17 protein-coding genes and 1 pseudogene are annotated in these 18,467 nt (G+C 68.8%); 11 read left to right on the top strand and 7 right to left on the bottom strand.

Annotated elements, in window-relative coordinates; translation table 11 throughout:
- Nucleotides 1-89 precede the first annotated feature (89 nt).
- The 3 genes from FCI23_RS34185 to FCI23_RS34195 form a co-directional block, all read right to left on the bottom strand.
- Complete coding sequence (locus tag FCI23_RS34185) at nt 90-431, bottom strand: VOC family protein (protein ID WP_136728035.1); 342 nt, start codon at nt 429-431, stop codon at nt 90-92.
- Nucleotides 432-1,084: 653 nt separating this feature from the next.
- Nucleotides 1,085-1,294, bottom strand: coding sequence for a hypothetical protein (locus tag FCI23_RS34190; RefSeq protein ID WP_136728036.1), 210 nt, complete (start codon nt 1,292-1,294; stop codon nt 1,085-1,087).
- Nucleotides 1,291-4,284, bottom strand: a complete 2,994-nt coding sequence (locus FCI23_RS34195; protein ID WP_136728038.1) for a hypothetical protein — start codon at nt 4,282-4,284, stop codon at nt 1,291-1,293. The genes FCI23_RS34190 and FCI23_RS34195 overlap by 4 nt, the downstream gene beginning before the upstream one ends.
- Nucleotides 4,285-4,492: 208 nt before the next feature.
- Here FCI23_RS34195 and FCI23_RS34200 point away from each other — a divergent pair, with 208 nt between their 5' ends.
- A complete protein-coding gene (locus FCI23_RS34200; RefSeq protein ID WP_211265562.1) occupies nt 4,493-4,891 on the top strand; it encodes a hypothetical protein in 399 nt (132 codons plus the stop codon).
- Nucleotides 4,892-5,118: 227 nt separating this feature from the next.
- Here FCI23_RS34200 and FCI23_RS34205 read toward each other — a convergent pair whose 3' ends face one another.
- Nucleotides 5,119-5,775: a hypothetical protein gene (locus FCI23_RS34205; protein ID WP_136728040.1), complete on the bottom strand. Its 657-nt coding sequence runs from the start codon at nt 5,773-5,775 to the stop codon at nt 5,119-5,121.
- Nucleotides 5,776-6,717: 942 nt separating this feature from the next.
- Between FCI23_RS34205 and FCI23_RS34210 the strand changes: the two genes are divergently transcribed.
- Nucleotides 6,718-7,041 (top strand): putative quinol monooxygenase, encoded by a 324-nt coding sequence (locus FCI23_RS34210; RefSeq protein WP_136728042.1) that lies wholly within the window; start codon nt 6,718-6,720, stop codon nt 7,039-7,041.
- Between the two features lie 342 nt (nt 7,042-7,383).
- Here the strand turns inward: FCI23_RS34210 and FCI23_RS34215 are convergent, their stop codons facing one another.
- Nucleotides 7,384-7,833, bottom strand: a complete 450-nt coding sequence (locus tag FCI23_RS34215) for a hypothetical protein (RefSeq protein WP_136728044.1) — start codon at nt 7,831-7,833, stop codon at nt 7,384-7,386.
- Between the two features lie 211 nt (nt 7,834-8,044).
- Here FCI23_RS34215 and FCI23_RS34220 point away from each other — a divergent pair, with 211 nt between their 5' ends.
- Both FCI23_RS34220 and FCI23_RS34225 read left to right on the top strand, forming a co-directional pair.
- Nucleotides 8,045-8,803 (top strand): TnsA-like heteromeric transposase endonuclease subunit, encoded by a 759-nt coding sequence (locus FCI23_RS34220; RefSeq protein WP_246144330.1) that lies wholly within the window; start codon nt 8,045-8,047, stop codon nt 8,801-8,803.
- Nucleotides 8,800-10,287: a hypothetical protein gene (locus tag FCI23_RS34225; RefSeq protein WP_246144331.1), complete on the top strand. Its 1,488-nt coding sequence runs from the start codon at nt 8,800-8,802 to the stop codon at nt 10,285-10,287. Before FCI23_RS34220 ends, FCI23_RS34225 begins: the two co-directional genes overlap by 4 nt.
- Here the strand turns inward: FCI23_RS34225 and tgmB are convergent.
- On the bottom strand, nt 10,263-11,234 hold the full coding sequence (gene tgmB, locus FCI23_RS34230; RefSeq protein WP_246144332.1) for an ATP-grasp ribosomal peptide maturase: 972 nt from the start codon (nt 11,232-11,234) through the stop codon (nt 10,263-10,265). The two genes, FCI23_RS34225 and tgmB, sit on opposite strands and share 25 nt — an antisense overlap.
- Nucleotides 11,235-11,391: 157 nt before the next feature.
- Here tgmB and FCI23_RS34235 point away from each other — a divergent pair.
- The 6 genes and pseudogenes from FCI23_RS34235 to FCI23_RS34260 form a co-directional block, all read left to right on the top strand.
- Nucleotides 11,392-11,958: pseudogene (locus FCI23_RS34235) on the top strand (IS5 family transposase); the annotation flags it as partial.
- Nucleotides 11,959-12,364: 406 nt separating this feature from the next.
- Nucleotides 12,365-13,096, top strand: a complete 732-nt coding sequence (locus FCI23_RS34240; protein ID WP_136728046.1) for a WXG100-like domain-containing protein — start codon at nt 12,365-12,367, stop codon at nt 13,094-13,096.
- The gene (locus tag FCI23_RS34245; RefSeq protein ID WP_136728048.1) at nt 13,093-13,977 is read left to right on the top strand and encodes a nucleic acid/nucleotide deaminase domain-containing protein; all 885 of its coding nucleotides are present in this window, start codon (nt 13,093-13,095) and stop codon (nt 13,975-13,977) included. The genes FCI23_RS34240 and FCI23_RS34245 overlap by 4 nt, the downstream gene beginning before the upstream one ends.
- Before the next feature lie 37 nt (nt 13,978-14,014).
- Entirely contained in the window at nt 14,015-14,599 is a 585-nt protein-coding gene (locus FCI23_RS34250; RefSeq protein WP_136728049.1) for an SUKH-4 family immunity protein, read from the top strand.
- Between the two features lie 61 nt (nt 14,600-14,660).
- Nucleotides 14,661-15,494 (top strand): nucleic acid/nucleotide deaminase domain-containing protein, encoded by an 834-nt coding sequence (locus FCI23_RS34255; protein WP_169317060.1) that lies wholly within the window; start codon nt 14,661-14,663, stop codon nt 15,492-15,494.
- Nucleotides 15,491-17,275 (top strand): AAA family ATPase, encoded by a 1,785-nt coding sequence (locus tag FCI23_RS34260; RefSeq protein ID WP_136728052.1) that lies wholly within the window; start codon nt 15,491-15,493, stop codon nt 17,273-17,275. Before FCI23_RS34255 ends, FCI23_RS34260 begins: the two co-directional genes overlap by 4 nt.
- A gap of 458 nt (nt 17,276-17,733) precedes the next feature.
- Here the strand turns inward: FCI23_RS34260 and FCI23_RS34265 are convergent, their stop codons facing one another.
- Nucleotides 17,734-17,940: an Imm32 family immunity protein gene (locus tag FCI23_RS34265; RefSeq protein ID WP_136728053.1), complete on the bottom strand. Its 207-nt coding sequence runs from the start codon at nt 17,938-17,940 to the stop codon at nt 17,734-17,736.
- 168 nt (nt 17,941-18,108) lie between these two features.
- Between FCI23_RS34265 and FCI23_RS34270 the strand changes: the two genes are divergently transcribed.
- A complete protein-coding gene (locus tag FCI23_RS34270) occupies nt 18,109-18,429 on the top strand; it encodes a GatB/YqeY domain-containing protein (RefSeq protein ID WP_136728097.1) in 321 nt (106 codons plus the stop codon).
- Nucleotides 18,430-18,467 lie beyond the last annotated feature (38 nt).

The raw sequence follows: 18,467 nt of genomic DNA on the forward strand, positions 1-18,467 counted from the left end.
TTGGATTGGGGTCTGACCGTGACGGCTACGGCTGAATGAGGAGCGCGCTAGCAAGTCGCGGCTCCGCAGGCGGGAGTCATCCGCCTCGGTCAGGCCGCCGCGCCGCCGAATCCGATCTCGTTGCCGTCCGGGTCGCGGAAGGTGGCCTTGCGGACGCCGTTGGCGTAGGTCTCGTGCTCGGCCGGCTCCAGACCCCGCTCGGCGATCTGGGAGATGCGGGCGTCGAAGTCGCCGACGAAGAGGGTGTGCATGGCGTGCCCGGCATGCTCGGGCCGCACCTCGATGAACACGTACCGGTGGTCGGCGAGCTCCCATACCGCCTCGGTGTCGTTGGGCAGGAACGACGGCGGAGCGCCGAGGAGTCGCTCGTACCAGGCCGTCGCCGCGGTGTAGTCGCGGACGGGGATCCCCGCGAACAGATCCATAGTCATGAGGTCATGCTATGCACGCTGGCGTCTGAGCAGGGATCCCATGAACATTCGCACGGGGTCTGACCTGCGGCGTATAGGGAGAGAACCAGGCACCGGCTGCGGTTCCCTGAAGCTTGCAGGGAATGCAGGGAACTGCCGACAGGGAACCGGATACAGCCCGCGCCGTAGTCGTCACGGAAGCGCGGTCAGACCCAAAATCGCTGAGTCTCATCAGCGGTGATCTTGGCATGTCCGCTCCCCGCTGGACAAGCGGCTGACGTAGGGGTCCCCGCCGTCGGTGCGCTCCGGCACCGATACACGGCGTCAGGCTCGCTGCCCCCAGCTGTGAGTGGGGTCGTTGCGGGGAGTGCGGTCGGGGAGCCGTGACCACGACGCCGAGATCACCTACGCCACACTCCGCTACTACCTCTACGCACGCGGACTGCGGTCCCCGGACAGCGACTGAACACAACGCCATCCCAATGGCCGGATTCCCTGGCACAAAACACCAGACCGCCCGACCTGCGGTGTGCGCCAGGCCGACCGCCCCACCAAACCTCGTGCCATCCAAAAAGGCCCGCCCAGGTCAAGGCCACCCCACCCGGCCAAGTTCAATGTCCGAGGACAGTCAGAAAAGACCTACAACTGGAGTCGGTTGTCACCTACGAAGCCAGTCAGCAGACCTCAGGCTGCGGGTCCAACACGGTGGCCGACATGATGTCCATGCTGTGCTGGCACAGGCCGCACTGGACGCCGCCTGGCGTGCCCCCGTTGGAGTACAGCTGGGGCACGTCGATGGGCTGGAGGTAGTTCGGGCAGGTCTCGGTTAGGCGCTGCACCACCGCGGCGTAATACGTGGCCGGTGCGAACGTGGTGACGCTCATGATGCGATCAGCATCCAGTCGACTCCTGTAGCGGTCGTATTGGTCCTGGTCACCCACACCGTCAGGCCGGTGGAGGAGATGGAGGTGACACCGACGCCGGTCACAGCGGTGCCGGGGGCGGTCGTACTCGCGGTGGCGAAGCCCCGGATGGTGGCTCCCTGCACGTTCAGGCCGGTGACAACGACACTGGTGGGGGTATTGGCGGCGCTGGGCGTGATGGTGACGCGGCCGGTCACGATGGATCCGGCCGTCAGCACGCCGGCCACGGACGCGCCGGTGTCGACGACCAGGCCGCCGAGCTCGGTGAAGTCCAGGTTCTTCGCGTTGACGTCAATGTGGAGTCCGGAGCCGCGCACTTCCACGTTGGTGAAGCCGCCGCCACCGCCGGACCCGTTGGAGGCGTACGACACGACCCGCGAGGTGCCGTTGGTGTCCTTCGCGGCCTCCCAGAAGGTGTACGCGGTGCCGTCCAGGTTGTCGGTGGCCTCGATCCGGACCCGGCCGCCGTCGACACCCTGGATAGGCGAGTTCAGCCGGAGCGTGGCGGTACCACGGGAGATGTACGGGGCTTCGACGATGGTCTGGGGCTGGAGGTTGCCGCCGCCTAGGTCGACGACGTCGGAGCTGATCTGCCCGGGGGTGACCTCGCTTGCGTGGCCGCTGTAGATGAGCAGGGCGCCGGAAGTTCCGGGGCCGCCGGCTGGGTCCATCACCAGGCGGCGGCCGGACGCCGCGGTGCGGACAACGCCACCGGTGACGGTGGCACCGGTGATCGCGCCGCCGGTGATCGTCTTGCCGGTGATCGCGTCCGCAGCGAGCGCCGTCGCCGTGACCGCGCCGACATCAAGCTTCGCGGCCGTGATCGCGTTCGCGGCGATCACGTCGGCCGTGATGCCCAGGGCTTTGATCTGCGCCGCGGTGATCGACTGGGCGGTGATCTTCGCGGCGTCGAGGGTGCCAGCGGTGATCCTGTCGCCGTTGATCGTGCCGGCGGTCATCTTCGGTGTGGTGATCGCGCCGTCCGCGATCTGCGTACTACCCACGACGGGGCGAACCGCGGCGTTGTCGAACCAGACGAAGCCCGCAGCGGCCTGGAAGGACTCGGCGAGGATGACGGCCTGAGTCGTGTTCGCCGGCGCGATGACCGTGCCCGTGACGCGCTGCCAAGTCGCACCGAGGACAGGCGGGGAGGCCTGCACGACGCCGTAGCCGACGACCGTCCCGGCCGCGTCCTCCCACCGCGCGTACCACTTCACGATCGCGGTGCTCGTGTAGTCCGTGGAGGCCTGGTAGTCGATCGCGACATACAGCTGGTCGCCGGCCAGGCACGGGATGGTGGTGATGACCAGCGACCTGGTGGTGGCCGACCCTGCGGCGGCGGACACCTTGAGCGACTTGCCCGACCCGTTGCCCTTGGTCGAGTCCACCGACCAGGAGGTGGTGGACGCGACGAGCGCCGCGGTGTACGCGCCCTCGAAGGAAGGATCGCTGAGGATGTTGGAGCCGCCGCCGACGGTCAACTTGTCGGCGGTGATGGCCCCGGCCGCGATGGCGGCCGCCGTGACCGCGTTCGCCGCGATCTTGCCAGCGGTCACCGCGTCCGTGGCGATCTTGCCGGCGGTCACCGAGTCCGTGGCCAGGGCCGCCGTGGTGACGGACTCGGCCACGAAGTTCGTGCTGTCCACCAGCCCGGTCTTGAGGACTTCCACCGTGACCACGTCGACCTGCATCACGCCGGTCGCGGACTGCTGCGTGTAGTTCAGCCACAGGTACGGCGTGATGAACCGCACCTGGTCGTGCACCAGGCCCGCGGCGCGGGGGTCGGTGTTGGGGCCCGCGCTGCCGCTCACGCCGGGCGCGGCCCGGCCCTTGAGGTAGCCGGTGTAGACCGTCCACCCGTTCGCGACGGGCTGCGCCTCCAGGACTGCGGCACAGTAATACTGCCCTGTCGGCAAGTTGGCGCCGTCGCGGTTGACCAGCGTGACGCCATCCGCGCCGATGCCCAGAACACCGATGAACACGTTGTCGGCGCCGGCGGCGGGCTGTGCGGTGGCACGGACCCGGACACTCACCCGGTACAGCACGGCCGGGTCGTAGGCAATCAGCGTGGTACCGCGCAGCCGCACCAAACCGGTGGCCTGGCCGACCGTCGGCCCCGAGGGTGCGTCCGTGACGCCCGTCAGGTGGCTCCAGCCGCCGCCCGGGCCGGTGGCCGTCACCTGCCAGGCCGCCGGGTCGCCCATCGCGTCCACAAGGCGCTGGCTGGCGCTGTCGGCAAGCGCACCACCGAGGGTGTTGAGCGTGACCGCACCGCTAGCGATCTTGCCCGTGGACACGGCCGCGTCGTGCAGGTGCTCCTCCAGGACGCCGCCGGCGGCCAGCGCGACGCTGCCCACCGCCCCCGCCTGGATCTTCGCGGCGGTGACCGCGCCGTTGGCGAGAGCCAGGTCGGTGACGATGCCGTCCAGCACGGCCTGCGCGACCACCTGCAGCGGCCCGGCCGGGCCCGCCACGGCCGACGGCCCGGATGCCGCACCGGAGGTGGACACGCACACCAGCCGCACCCACACCGGCCCGCCTGTGGGCACGGTCACGCTGCTGCCAGAGGCGGAGTGGAGCGCGGAGAACAGCGAGCCGCCGCCGGGGAAGTCCGCCGACGCGGAGAAGTAGACCCTGACCGAGGCGAAGTCGGCCGGGGCCTGGCTGCCGTCCGCGAACGTCCCGTTCCAGGACACGCCGACACCGCCGAGGACGGAGGTGACCGTGTGCGCGGACGGCACCGGCGGGGTGGGGCCGTTGACGGCCGCCAGCGCCACCGTGCCGTCCTGCTGCACGCCGATGCTGCCGCGCAACGCGCCGGCGTCGTCGTAGACGGCGATGGCGCCGTTCTCGATCGAGGAGTTCGCCAGGCGGCTGGAGCGCGACAGGTCCCGGACCTGACGCTCCAGGGCGGCGATCCTGCCCGCCAGAAGAGTAAGGGTGTCAGCCAAGGGTTCAGCCTCCGTAGGTGAAGGAGTCGGCGCGCGCCAGGCTCACCGTCATGCGCTCCTGCTGGTCCCCTTGCGCCGGCGTGAGCGACCATCCGGTCACCCGCGCCCCCACTGAAGATGGACCACTGCGCGGTTCGTGCCATGGAACCTTGACCACCTGGTCAGAGCCTTGCTGGGCGGTGTCAGACCCTTGCCGGATGATCTGGCCATGCTGATCGCGACCAACGAGCGTGGCCATGTGGTGAAACGCCCGTCCAAGCCTGCTATCGGGACGATGCTGGCCAACCTTCGACGGGGGAACGCCCACATGGTCCTGGAGCGGGTGGATGAGGAACAACCTGGCAGCTGGTACATCCAGGTCCTGCTCCGCGACAACAACACCTTCCAGCTCGAATACCGGGACGGCGTCGCTGAGCTGCACTATCAGACGCAGACAATCTCCCAGGAGAAGGTCCTCGGGGCGCTGCTCGGTTGGGCCGGGGCAAAGCCAGGCTGGCGAGACGGCTTCATGTGGAACAACATCGCCGCCGAGTTCAGCCCCCAGTGCCGTGATGCCCCGGAGCCGTCCGGCGGCGCGGGGCCATCGACGGGTGCGGAATCGGCCTGACTAGGGTGGTCAAGGTTCGATGGGTGCAGATCTTTTGAGGGTCTGGCCCACCTGCGATTTCGTACGGATCGAGTCCATGCGCCGCTACTGAGCCGTCGCGGCCGACCTTCCCGCCTGTGCCCCGTGGCACCCCGTTCGGCCGCATCGGCGCGGTACGGCCGGGCGTCCCCGCTCCCGGTAGGTTGGGGAGAGGCTCACGGGGCGCGCATGGTGCGGGGTGCGGGGGCTTACGGGTGGTACTTCTCCTCGACCGTCTCGGCACCGCCGGACTGGGGGTTCATGGTGACGCGGACGGTCACGCTGTCGGTCTTGGCAGCCGTCTCCAGCTGGTCCACGGTGCACTTCGAGGTGCCGTAGCCGTCGTTGCCGATGGTCACGCGGCCGTCGGTGTCGGAGCAGATCGCGGCCGCGCCGAGGATCTGAGTGGCGTTGGAGACCAAGAATGCCTGGTCGGTGCCGCCGCTCTGGGGCTTGACGATCAGCTTGCCGGGCGCGAGGTACCCCAGCGTGCCGACGATCGTGCTGTGGTCACCCGCGTTGGCGACGCCGCTCCCCGCGGAGGTGGACACCGGCGGGCAGTGGCCGGTCTGCTCGCCGATGGAGTTGATTTCGGCGTTGGATCTCGGGTCTCCCGCGTAGTTGATCTGGTTGGTGCAGCTCACCCCAGGCTTCGTGGGAGTGCCCGACGGCGTGGCGTTGGCGGAGCCTTGGCTGCTCTTGGCAATGGGTTGGGCGCTGGGCTGTGCGGAACTCGTGGGGACGGACGAACTGGTGGAGGATCCGGCGGCGAAGGTCGCGTCGTTGGGCCCGCACGCGGTCAGTGCCAGCCCCGCGGCGATGAGCACGGCAGTCGACAAGCCCCAACGAGCAGTCCTGGTACGCATGGTGTCCCTCTTTCGCTTTCGACGGTCTCGACCTGGTGGCGATGAGTCCGATCCCGCCCCCGGACGGAAGCAACCACCGGCGGCAGCAACGACTTTGGCATGGACAACAGCCCACGTCAGCGCCTGTTACAACCCCGTGGCGCAACGCCAAACACGTCAGGACAATCGACACCGGAGCATTGCCAACACCTGCGAATGCCGTTGGGTGCAGATCTTTTGAGGGTGTCTTGCACGAGCGTGACCTGCGGGTTTCTTGATTCAGCAGCCCGGCCGTACTGCGCCGATGCGGCCGAACGGGGTGCCACGGGGCACAGGCGGGAAGGTCGGCCGCGACGGCTCAGGGGCGGCGCATGGACTCGATCCGTACGAAATCGCAGGTGGGCCAAACCCTCAAAAGATCTGCACCCAGGTTCGATGGCACGAACCGCGCAGTGGTCCAACTTCAGTGGCAATCGGTCAAGGATCAGTGGCACCGGACAGCCCCGCCTCCCGCCCGGGGGCGACGGGAGACGGGTGTCCCGTCTCCGTTGATCTGGTCCCCGTCTCAGATGATCTGGTCCGATTCGCTCTTCGTCTCAGGTGAAGTGGTCCATGTCGAGCTCGGCTGTCCGGTCTCACCAGACCTGGTGGCGTCTCACTCGTCTCAGGTGGTAGTTGGCCGATTTCGCGGCGCGTGTGGCTGGCCATGCCCGGTTTTCACCTTTCAGGGTGGATTGAGTCTCATCTGATCTGGCTGGTCTCACCGGACCCGTGATGGTCGTTCCATGGACAGGACGCGTGTGCTTTCCGATGAGGCCCTGCTGGAGGTAGCGGGCTTCGAGCAGGTGGATGGGGCTTGATCTCGGCGCCGCCTGCACTGTCGATGCGGAACAGGACGGCCAGTATGGTGATGGAGGGCACGAGTAGGCTGGGCGCGGACAGATCCAGCGAAAGGGTGAATGCATGTCCAGCGCGAATATGTTCAGCGTCTACGGACGAATGACCGCACTGCCTGGACGGCGCGACGAGCTAATCGCCTTGCTCCATGAAGGATTCCGAGCTGGCGGCGATGACGGCGGGTTGCTGACCTACAGCATCAACACGGCACCTGAGGACCCGGACACGATTTGGCTGACGCAGTTGTGGACCGATAAGGAAGCACACGACGCCACCACCCGTTCCGAAGCGGTCGCAACGGTGACACAGCGCCTTCCTCCGCTCCTGGCCAAGCGACCCGAAGGCTCCTACGGCCATGCCGTCTACGTTCACGGCCGAACGACTGCGTGACGAGGAACAAGAGCCGCCGCCGCGAGACAGCGCAAGGAAGCGGACCCTCCGGTCCACTCAAGCTGACGCCCAGTCCCCGAAAATGCCACGTCAAGCGAGAATCGCCCCTTCAGCGTCTCGCCCAAGCTGGCGACACCCAGCTCAGCCCCCTGGCTTCAACCATGATCGATGACACTGCCGACGCCACGCAGGCAGCGGTCCGCCTCCCGACACGTCACCCACGAGACGAATCTCAGTCAGACCTGTCAGTGCCCAGTTCGCAGCGAGTCTTCATGATGTGATCAGTGAGACGGGACATCGGCGGGACCGGGCGGGGGCGAGCGGATCGTCGTACCCAGGCTTCTATGCCTCTGGGTAGGGGAGCATGCGATGGGTCGGATCCTGCTCGGCTCTGATCTCTCGGGGACCTCGTGCGTAAGTGTTGCAAAACTCCACCGGCTCTTTGAACGTGATCGCCGCAAGAGGCTCAGCGCCCGGCATTGGAACGGCCGGGCCAATGATGTAGTGATGAAGAGTCATCTCGGACACCGCCTCGGGCGTTTGCGCAGAGGAGAACGACAGGAGCCCGACCTGCTGGCCCGGTTCCCCTTCGACCGTCCACTCCGCATGCAGTTCCAGCAATCCCGGCTCCGGGCACTGCCATCGCAAGCGGGTGACGCACAGCGCACCGAAGTTGAACCACGCGCTCCAGCCTCGTCCATCGCTGAGAAGCCCCAGTTCAGAGGCTTCCATCACTCCGTAGGAGAACGGGAGGCTGCTCCAGTGCCCCACCAGCATGTCATCCAAGTCCATCCAGGAATCTTCGGGCATCCGGCAGGGGCTTGACCATTTCGCTGGATCGACGTCCTCGGAGGTCGGGTCAGTGCCCTGATCTGCGTCGACCAGATTGTTTGAGACAGGTCGTCACTCATTCGGGGGATGTCCTCGGTTTCTTGGCCGCGGGACTTCACGGGGTACTCCACGCTCGCAGTGCTGGGGAATTCGTTGCAGGTGGGAGGCTCGGGTGGATCAAACCGCGATGCTCTCCTCTGTCGGCGACTGGGTCTCTGGGGTTGAGGTCGGGTTCGTCAGCGCCGACGGTGTCGCGCGTTACGGACCGTTGGGGCGCTGGTGGGGGGAGCCGTTCGAGCAGGCTTCCCCGGTTCGGTCGTTCGTCGGGTTCAAGGGGCAGAAGAACTTCACAGGCGAGTACTGGGCGGCGACGTCCCGGTCCCCGGTGGGCTACGAGTCGTGGGTGGAGCGGGACGCGGCGATGGCGCTGGACTTCGATCCGGTGGTCGTCGCCCTGGCGTCCCAGCCCTTCCGCCTTGCCTGGTCGGACGGGGACCGGGATCGGGAGCACACGCCGGACTACTTCGCGCGGTTGGTGGATGGCACTGGCGTCGTCGTCGATGTGCGCCCGGAGGATCTGGTCGACGAGGCCACCGCGGAGGTGTTCGCGTTCACCGCAAAGGTCTGCGAGGCGGTGGGTTGGCAGTTCCGCCAGGTCGGCGATCTGGACCAGCCCTACCGGGTGAACCTGCGCTGGCTGGCTCGTTACCGCCACCTCCGTTGCCAAAGCGAGCCGGTGGCGGAGCGACTGCGGGAGGTCTTCGCCGAGCCGCTGCCCCTTTTCGCCGGCGCGGAGTTGGTCGGGGACCGGCTGGCGGTGCTGCCGGTGCTCTACCACTTGCTCTGGCGCCACGAACTGGCAGCGGACCTGAGTGCGTCTCCACTGGGTGCCGACACCGTGGTCGGCCTGTCCATCCGGGGCCGGTCGTGACGTCCGCTCGGCCCGGGCGGCTGCGGCTCGGGGACAGGGTCAGGTTCCAGGAGCACATCTATTCGGTGGTCGGTCTGACCGGGATGCGGGTCCGGTTGGTCGACGTGCACGGCGTTGGCATGCTCGTGGACCAGGTCCACCTGCAGTCGGCGCAGGATTTCGCGGTGCTCGGGGCCGGCGATCGGAACGCGTTGGGCTCGGCCGCGCTGCTGGACCACCTTCCGGGGCCGGTGGCGGAGCGCGCCCTGTGGTGGCAGCGGCATCTGGTCGAACTGCTGACCGGGCTGCCGCCGGACGCCCCCGCCGGGGCACGGCTCCGATCTGAGTACAACCCGGCCCTTCACTCGCTGGCGGAGCGCGAGCGGGCCAAGGCAGCCGAGTTGGTCGCGCTGGGCGAGGAGGTGACCGCACGGACCGTGAAGCGCAAGCGCCAGCGCTACGAGGCCGGTGGGATCGCCGCGGTGGTCGACGGCCGGCTGGCACCGCACGCCTCGCTGCTGGGCCGGGCCGACCCGCGGGTGGTGGCGGCGATCCGCCAGGCGATTAGCGAGAGCGTCCTGGCCTCCACCCGCACGATCGAGCACGCGCGCTGGCGGACCGAGCAGATCCTGGCCGCCGGCACGGATGGCGTCCCGGTGGAGATGCCGTCGCGGGCTACGTTCTATCGGATCTTCGAGAAGCTCTCGCACGGGGTCCACGTGACTGGATCGGCCCGCACCCGGCGCTCGCTCGCCGACCAGCCCGAGGGCCCGTTCCGCTACGAGCAGGTCGGGGCCCCCGGCGAGCTGATGCAGATCGACTCCACCCCGCTGGACGCCCTTGTTCGGCTGGACGGGGGCGTCGCGGGCCGGGTCGAGCTCTGCGGCCTGGTCGATGTCGCAACGCGCACCATCGCGGCCGCGGTGTTGCGCCCGACCACCAAGTCGGTGGACGCCTCACTGCTTTTGGCCCGCGCGCTGACCCCTGAGCCGATGCGGCCGGGATGGGCCCAGGCGCTGGCGATGTCGCGTTCGGTGCTTCCGCACCGTCGGCTGCTGTCTCTGGACGAGCGTCTGGAGCATGCGGCGGCCCGCCCAGTGATCATTCCGGAGACCATCGTCTGCGATCGCGGCAAGGCGTTCATTTCGGACAACTTCCGCTCGGCCTGCCGCACCCTGGAGATCAATTTCCAGCCCTGTCACCCGCGATCACCTGCAGAGAAACCGCATATCGAACGCACACTTGAATCGGTGGCCACGCTGTTCTGCCAGTTCCTGCCCGGTTACCTCGGCCGCACCGCCGAGCACCGAGGCCGGGACGTCGAGGACGAGCCGCTGTGGTCGATGCTGGAGCTCCAACAGGTGCCGGGGCACCTCCTCGACCGCCTGGCGCCACCGCTTGTCGTGCAGCGCCCCGTCGTCGGCGAGCTTGGCGGCCAGCGCCAGGCGCAGCGCCTGCCCGCCGTTCTCCACCTGTACGGTCATGCGAGTCCTTCCAGCAGGTAGTCGGCGTGCGCGTCGGCGATCGGCAGGCCAGTGTCCTTCTCAATCCACATCCACTGCCCGGCCGGATTGTTCTCAAGCAGCCACCACGCCCCCGACCGGTCCACAGAGAAGTCCAGAGCGCCGAACGTGAGCCCGTCGTGGTCCAGCATCGCGCGGACACCGGCGGCAACGTCGGCAGGCACCTCGATGGGCGTGTACGACAGGGCCTCGTAGTCGATACGCCAGTCCACGCGAGTGCCCTCGGTGGAGGCGTGGACGGCCGCGCCGAACATGCTCCCGTCGACGACGGTCAGGCGCACATCGTGGGCCTTGTCGATCCACTGCTGGAACAGGTGCGCGGTCAGCGACACCGACTCGTCCAACGTGGCCGGGTCGATGAGGTGCGCGGGGATCATGTGGTTGCGCTGCTCGGGGCCCAGCGGCAGTTCGCCGCCGGTGATGGGCTTGCAGATCACGGGCCCGCCGAGCTCGGCGGCGAACCTGCTCGCCGCCACAGGGTCGTTGGTGACCAAGGTGCGCGGCACCTGCAGCCCGAAACGGTGGGCGAGGGCGAGCTGGCGCGGCTTGTGGGCGGCCGGGCGGTCCCGGTTGGGGTTGTTGATCCAGTGCGCGGGCAGCGCCACCAGCACCTGCAGGAGGGCCTGGTCGGCCTGTGCGGCGGCCCATGAGTGGAACGGCTCGGGGACGGTGTCGGCGATCCCGGCAGGGCCGGGGCGTCTCCAGTAGACGCCCCGGACCTGCTCCAGCCGCACCGTCCGCAGTGCGTCGCCGATCACGCCGGTCCAGCGGCCGTCCCGTACCTGCGCGTCCAGGTGGATGCGCTGCGGGAAGTCGGCCACGTCGAACCGGAACACGGACGCCCGGCGCTCGGTGAGCGCGGAGACCACCATGTCCGCCGTGGGGTCACGGCGCTCGGCCGCGACGAGCACTACGGGTGCGGCGCCCATCAGTACGGGTCCGAGGTGTCGTCGTTGGACGAGTCCCAGTTGGTGTTGGTGCAGGAGGCGGCCATGGCCGTCTCGTGCCAGGGGCGGCCCTCCGGGGTGAGGCTGCCGTCGAGTTTGAAAAGGGGGCGCCGCGAAAGGACAACAGCCGCAGGACGGACAGGCCGAGTGCGACTCGCGTGTCGAGCGGCGTCGGGTCCGTCGGCGACACCGAGCCCGCTTGAAGGCCGCTGAACTGGGGCGTTCCCGAGGCGGGCTGACCAGCAAGATCCATCTGGCGGCAGATCGGCGCTGCCGCCCGCTGGCGTTCGTTCTCACGCCGGGTCAGGCCGGCGACAGCCCGCAGTTCGTCCCGGTCCTGGAGCGGGTCAAGGTGCGCGGACCGGTCGGACGCCCGCGGACCCGGCCGGACGCGGTGGCTGCGGACAAGGCGTACTCGTCTCGGCGCAACCGTCGCTACCTGCGGCGACGTGGAATCAAAGTGGTGATCCCGGAGAAGGCCGACCAGGCCGCGAACCGCAAGAAGCGCGGTAGCGCCGGTGGCCGGCCGGTCTCGCACGACGCGACGCTGTACAAGGACCGCAACACCGTGGAACGGTGCATCAACCGACTGCGGAACTGGCGCGGCATCGCGTTCCGCTTCGACAAGACCCCGGAGAGCTACGAGGCTGGACTGCATCTGTGTGGTGCGATGCTCTGGCTTCGCAGCATGGCACCACATTCATGATCCGGACTCCAGACAGGACCTAGATCTGACCTCAGGGAAGGGTGTGCCCTTCCCCATCGTCGTGCCGCTCTGGGGGCCAACACGGTGACTGACTCCACACCCCTCCCCGGTCTGGACGAAGAGGCCACGTGCCACGGCGGGACGGTCGCTGAGGTCGCCGGGCTGGTCCGCGGGCCGTCGGGGGCTGGTGACGGTCGGCAGCGGTCGCGGGGATTGCTGTACTCCGCCGCTGTACCCCACTTTCGGTCGCTTCCGAGCTATTTGGCCGCTGCTGCTCGGCCCGGGCGCCGGGTCTCGTCCCGCGATGCAGAAAACTTTCCTTACCGAAGTTTTGCCTCTCCTCTACTCGTCCGTCGACCGACATGGTGCGACTCTGACGCAGAGCCAGATTGACGGGGGCAGGAACATGGCGATCGAACTACCTGACGAAGTTGTCTCGTTGCTTCAGTTCATCGGCATCAACTGGCCGAACGTGAATGAAGACACGGTCCGGGAGTTCGCCAGCCACGTCCGCGACTTCGCCTCGAAGGTGGACGAGACCCACCAGGACTCCACCGCCACCATCAAAAGGATGGCGGACGTCTACCAGGGGGCCTCATACGACGCGCTGCTGGCCAAGTGGGGGCAGATGTCCTCCAGCCACATGACCGAACTGGTCACGGCCTGCCACACGGTGGCCACCGCGCTGGATGTCGCGGCGGACGTCATCGTCGGCATGAAAGGCGCGGCGATCGCCGAACTGGTCGCCCTGGCCGTCTCGTTCGTCGCCGACCAGGCTGCCGCCGTCGCCACCCTCGGACTGGCCGAAGCCGCCGAGGCACTGATCGTCGAGGCGGCCAAGAAGTGCGTCAACTTCCTCGAACAGCAACTGGAGCAGCACATCATCGGCGAGGTGATCGAGGCCGCGATCAACCCGCTCGTCGGGATCGTCGGCCGGGCGGTGAGCGGCCTGATGTTCCAGGCCGCCGAGTCGGCCCTCGGTGTGCCGGACGGCGGCGGGGGCGGAGCCGGGACCGGCTTCTCGATCCACCCGGAGGAACTGGAGGCGCGCGCCGAGCTGATGCACAGCCACGCTGAGAAGATCGGCTCCCACGCCGCGGAGTTCCAGGCCAAGGCATCGGCGGTGAGCTTCGCGTGACCAACGGGATCGTCCGGGCGCTGGAGGACGGCGCCGGCAGACTAGCCAAGACCCTGGGCGAGGACGCGGGCAAGGCCGTGAAGGACCTCTACCACGACACGGGCAAACGGCTGAAGCGTGTCGCCTCCAACCACCGCGAGAACGACGCGAAGCACGCGGCTGAACTGGAGCGACTCGCCAAGCGCCCCAGGACCGACGAGACGCCGATATACCACGTCGACGACAAGGGGAACATCACCCGGCTGCGCCACGACTCGGACGCCAAGAAGCCGGACGACAAATACCTCAAGGAAAAGCTCACCGACGAGGACAAGGCGCGGCTCGGTCTCGACGACGCGTCCGTCGGCGCGCCCAAGCGGGGCGAACGGGCCGCCCTCCTGAAGGACAAGTCGGAGGGAATGACCAAGCCGCGGCCGAATACGCCGTCCACCGAGGTCCCCTTCGGCAGCAGCAGCAATGGCCTCGCCCGGGCCACCCAGCTCGCCCGCCACGCGGACAAGAGCTACGGCACCAAGCGCGGCGACGTGTTCAGCAGCAACAATTACGCCGCCGCCCACGTGAAAGGCGCCAACGGCAAGGACGACTTCATACTCGTCGGCCGCAGCCACCGCCCCAACGGAGCGGGCCTCACCGAAACCACCCATTCGGAACGGATGATCGGAACCCCGTTCCTGAGACAGGGAGACGGAGAGCGAATACAGCATCTGTACACGGAACGAGCGCCGTGCAGTAGTCCTCCGAACTGTTCCTCCTGGATGGCGGAGAGACTTCCCCACGTACAGGTGTCGCACACGGTGGAATACGGGAACACCCCTGAATCGAGAGCCGTCGGCAACAAGGCGATGGAGGACTATCTCGACGGGCTGAAGGCCAGTAGATAGACTTCCGGCCAGTCCCGACCACCGACAGGAACAGCGTATGACCAGCCCCTCCGGCCTCACCCGCGAAGCACTTGAGGCCGTGTTCGACCCGGTAGAACTGATCACCGTTCCGGAGGACCGGCTGGGCCCCGTGACGGATTCCGACGCCAAGGAAGTGCTGCATACGCTGGGTTTCCCCGTGTTCCCGAACCCGTGGTTCGGTCTGGCCGCCGAGACCGGAGAACGGCTCAGCACAGTCGGGGAGGAGTTCGACTGGGAACTCGGGGACCGTTACGACGACGTCCCAGCCGGAGCGGACAGGTGGATCCCTCTCGCCACATTTCACTATGACACCATCGTGCTGGACCCGGACAGCGGAAAGATCCACTGCCTCCCCCAGGACGCGGAGATCTACCTGTTCAACAGCAGCCTGCGGCAATTCATCCATTTCCTTTGCATTCTCCAGGCTGAGCGGCCGCATTTCGATGTGGAATGGGATGGCGACGACCCGTTCGACCCGCAGGGCGCGCAGCAACGGGTCGAGGCGGCGATGAGGTCAGTCGACCCCGCCGCGCTGGAGAATCCCGAATCGTGCTGGTTCTACGTGCTGACGTCCATCGTCGACCCCGAATACGACTACTGACGACCACTACAGGCGGGCCGTCCGGCAGACCGTGAGCGCCCGCGCGAGGAGCACCGCCCCGGTGACTGACGACGGAACTCTGCGGATCTTCGGACCGGTCGGCCCCGACGAGCCCGCCGGCGCACCCGCGCACCGCCTCACCGGACTGCGGGTACCGGCCGGTGTCGGCCCGTACTTCACCACCTCCGACCGTGACCCGGTGCCCCTCGGCGAGTACGCCGCCGCGACCGGGCACCGGGTCGCCCGCGAGGAGTGCGCCGACTGGGCACGCCTCGGCGGCGACAACGGCTTCGAGCTGTGCGCCGACGCCGAGGGCACGGTACGGGCGGTGCTGCTCGACTACGACGAGAACGACCGCTTCGTCAACTCCTCCCCCGAGGCCTTCGCCTCGGGCCTTGGGGAGCTGCGCGAGGCCCTGCGCGTCATCCTCGGTACCGACCGGCCGAGTACCGCCACCGCCGCTTTCGACCGGCTGACGGAACGGCTGCGGGCCCTCGATCCGCGGGCGTTCGCGGAGCGGGAGAACTGGTGGCCCCTGGTGCTGGACGACATCCGCGACACCGCGAGCGTCGAGAACTTCGCGGCCTTCGAACACCTCGACCCCGAAGACGGGAAGCGGATCGTCACCCAGGCCGGCGCGATCGCCCAGCACCCCGAGGAACGGCTGTGGACCACGCTGAACGCGGCCGGGGTCGAGCCCGGGCAGGTCCTGCGCGTCCACACTGACCTGCAAGCCTGCTTCATGCCCGGCCACTACTGCTCCCTGTGGCTGGCACAGCTCTTCCCGCACGCCGAGATGACGCACTCCTTCCCCTACGGCGAGACCGCCGACTCCCGCGCCGAGGGCATCCGGCGGCTGCGCGAGGCCACCGACGACCCGGCGGCCGGGGCATGAGCACCGTCAGCCCTCCCGACGCTCCCGGCGGTCCCGACATCGCCGCCTGGCCGCCGCCGGCCGGGCCCGCCGGGACGTATGGCCCGGCCCTGCTCGACTGGGCTGCCGACCCGAACCCGGGCCGTCCGCGAGTCTGCCTGATCCGCGGTGCGCGCGGCAGCGGCAAGAGCGGACTGTTGGCCTGGTTCCTGGCCGGAGCGCCCGCCCACCCCCACACCACCGTCCACGCCGCGGTTCTCGCGGAGGGCCTCTTCACGGACGCGTTCGCCTGGGACCTGGCCCGGCAGCTGGGCTACGGACCGCTGGCGCCGGCCCGGCTGGTGGACCGCCTCGCCGCCGACCAACGGCCGCTGCTGCTGCTTGTCGCGGACCTCCACCGCAGCGGACGCGGCCCCGCCGACCGCCCGCTGGCCCGCCCGCGGAACCTCGTCGAGGACCTGGTCGTCCCGCTCCTGGAACTGCCGCAGACCCGCGCCCTCATCGAAGTCGGCGACTCCGGCCTCCTCGACGGCTGGGCGGGCGCCGGGGCCGCCGAGACCGTCGACCTCGGCGACCCTGCGTTCGCGCCCGGCCCCGGCCCCGCGGCGTACGACGTCCTCACCGCCGGTCTCACCCGAACCCCCGACGGCCGCATCCGCTGGGACGAGGCCACCGGCGACGTCCGCGAACACGCCCTCGACCAGGCACTGCGCGCCCCCGAGCCCGAGCCCGCCGTCCGCGAGCTTCTGACCGATCCCGGGTTCCTGCTGCACGGGTCACCCGTCTCCGTCGCCGCCTGTCTGGCCGACGACCGCATACCGGCTCCGCCGGGCCTGCGGCAGGCCTGGCGGCTGGCGGCCCCCCACCTCGCCGACCCGGAGTTGGCGGACCCCGAGCAGTCCACCGCCGAGCGCGCCGCCCTGCTCCACACCGCCGCGCTGGGATCCAGCCCCACCCTCGCTCGCTACCTGCTGCCCCTCGCCCGCAATCACGTGTACTCGGCCGCTTGGGCCCGGCCGGACACTGCCGTCACCGCCTTGGCCGCGGCGCCCGGCGAACCGGGCGCGCTCGTCGCCGCCGACCCGTTGGGTGACCTCGCCCTGCTCGACGCGGCCACCGGCCAGAGCACGGCCGCCGTCCCCTCGCCGAGCACGGCCCGCCCGAATGGCATGGCCGTACGCCGGGACTGGTCGATGCTCCTGCTGACCGGCACCGGCGCCCTCCTCCCCACCGGCGAGGACCCGGCCGCCCTCCTCGGCCGCATCGCGGTCTATCACGGGCAGGCCGCCCTCAGCCGCCCCGGCCTACGGCCCTCCGCCATCGGCCAGAGCCCCTGCGGGTCGCTTGTGGTCGTCGGCGACGAACAGGGGAACGCCCACGTCTGGCCCCTGGAAGACCTCCCGGCCGCTCCGCTCTCCCGCGCTCTGCACGCGGCTTCGGTCACCGCCGTGACCTGCCTGGCTCTCCCCGATAAAACGCACACGCTGGTGATGAGCGCCGCTATGGACGGCACCGTGCGCCTGTGGGAAACCTCCGCGGACCCCATGCCCGTCCCCGTCGAACAGCGGCCCGCCCTCGTCACCGCCTTGGCCGCCGCCCCGACCGCGCACGGGCCAGTCCTGGCCGTTGCCTGGAACGACGCTGTGCTCCATCTGTGGCATCTCCCCACCGGCCACGTCCGCGCCGTTCCCCTCATCACCCCGTGCTCGGCCCTCGCCCTCACCCCCGACTGCCACCTCGTCGTCGGCGGGACCGAAGGCGCGTACGCGCTGGCACTCGACACCGTGCGGCTCTGGGACTGAACCGGGGGCCACGGCCCGCCACCGCACCGAGCAAGTATTAACTGCCGTACGTGTCGTCCAGGTGCTCCACCGGCTCGTCAGCCGCGGTCGGCCGGCACCCGGACGGCTACTTAGCCCGTCGCCGGGTGCTGGCCCATCCGATCCTAGGGTGCAACCGAGGGACCCAGTGGGCCGCGAATAGGCCGGACTTAAGCGGTGCCGATGACAGTTGCGCCGACTCGGCTACCAGGGCTCCAGGTCGTACCTGCCCGGCTCCGTGCCGGGCGGCATCACGTCATCGGCGCGTGAGTTCAGGGGGACGAGCCTGCCCGTCGCAGGGTCGAGGTGGTAGATGAACGCCTTGGCCCTGTCCGCGAAGGCCGCTGCCGGTCGGCTGATCCAGCACCGTTGTTTCCCGTGGCGTGCCTTCGAATCGGGCAGCATCGGGCACGCGGCCTGTCGCCGGGCCGGAGCAAGTCCTACAGCTTGTCATCGCGTTCCAGGATCAGACTGATCGAGCCGTCTTCGAGGTTGATGCCGCTCTCAAGATGCTCGTGGTAGCCGTCCCGGAGTTCGGGATCGGCGAGACCGACGAGTCGCTCGGCCAGGTCCCGCAGCCCGTCGGCGTTGGCCGCGACAGTGATTTCGGTGGCTGAGCCGGACACCTTGATCCGGGGTTCATTCATGCGGTTACGCTACAGCGGGCCTTCGCACTCCCACCTCAACCCACCACTCACCCCAGCTCCCATCCCGTCTGGTGCTGCACGTATATCGCGTTGTGGGTTCGGGGGCGCCGCCATAAGGTCACCGGCATGTCTCTACGTCTTCGTATGCGTCAAGCACTGCCGGAAGCAATGCGCGCCCGTGACAAGGCCGCGGTGAGTGCCCTGCGCACAACGCTTGCTGCGCTTGACAACGCTGAGGCGGTGCCCGTCGACGAAGCTGAGCTCCGCGGCGTGGCCATTGAGCAGTCGCCGGTAGGTGTCGGCACCACCGAAGCAGCGCGGCGTGAGCTGAGCGAGCGCAGTGTGGTGGATGTCGTGCGCGCCGAGGCCGCCGAGCGACTGGAGGTTGCAGCGCAGTTGACTGCGCCCGCGCACGCTGACCGAGCCGCGCAGCTCCGCGCGGAGGCCGCCGTGCTGCTTCGCTTGCTCGACGGTCCCGGCACCGCATAGGACACGGCGCCGCATCGGCATCCGAAGCGACGCAGGAG

The organism is Actinacidiphila oryziradicis, from assembly GCF_005047355.1.
Taxonomy (GTDB): Bacteria; Actinomycetota; Actinomycetes; order Streptomycetales; family Streptomycetaceae; genus Actinacidiphila; species Actinacidiphila oryziradicis.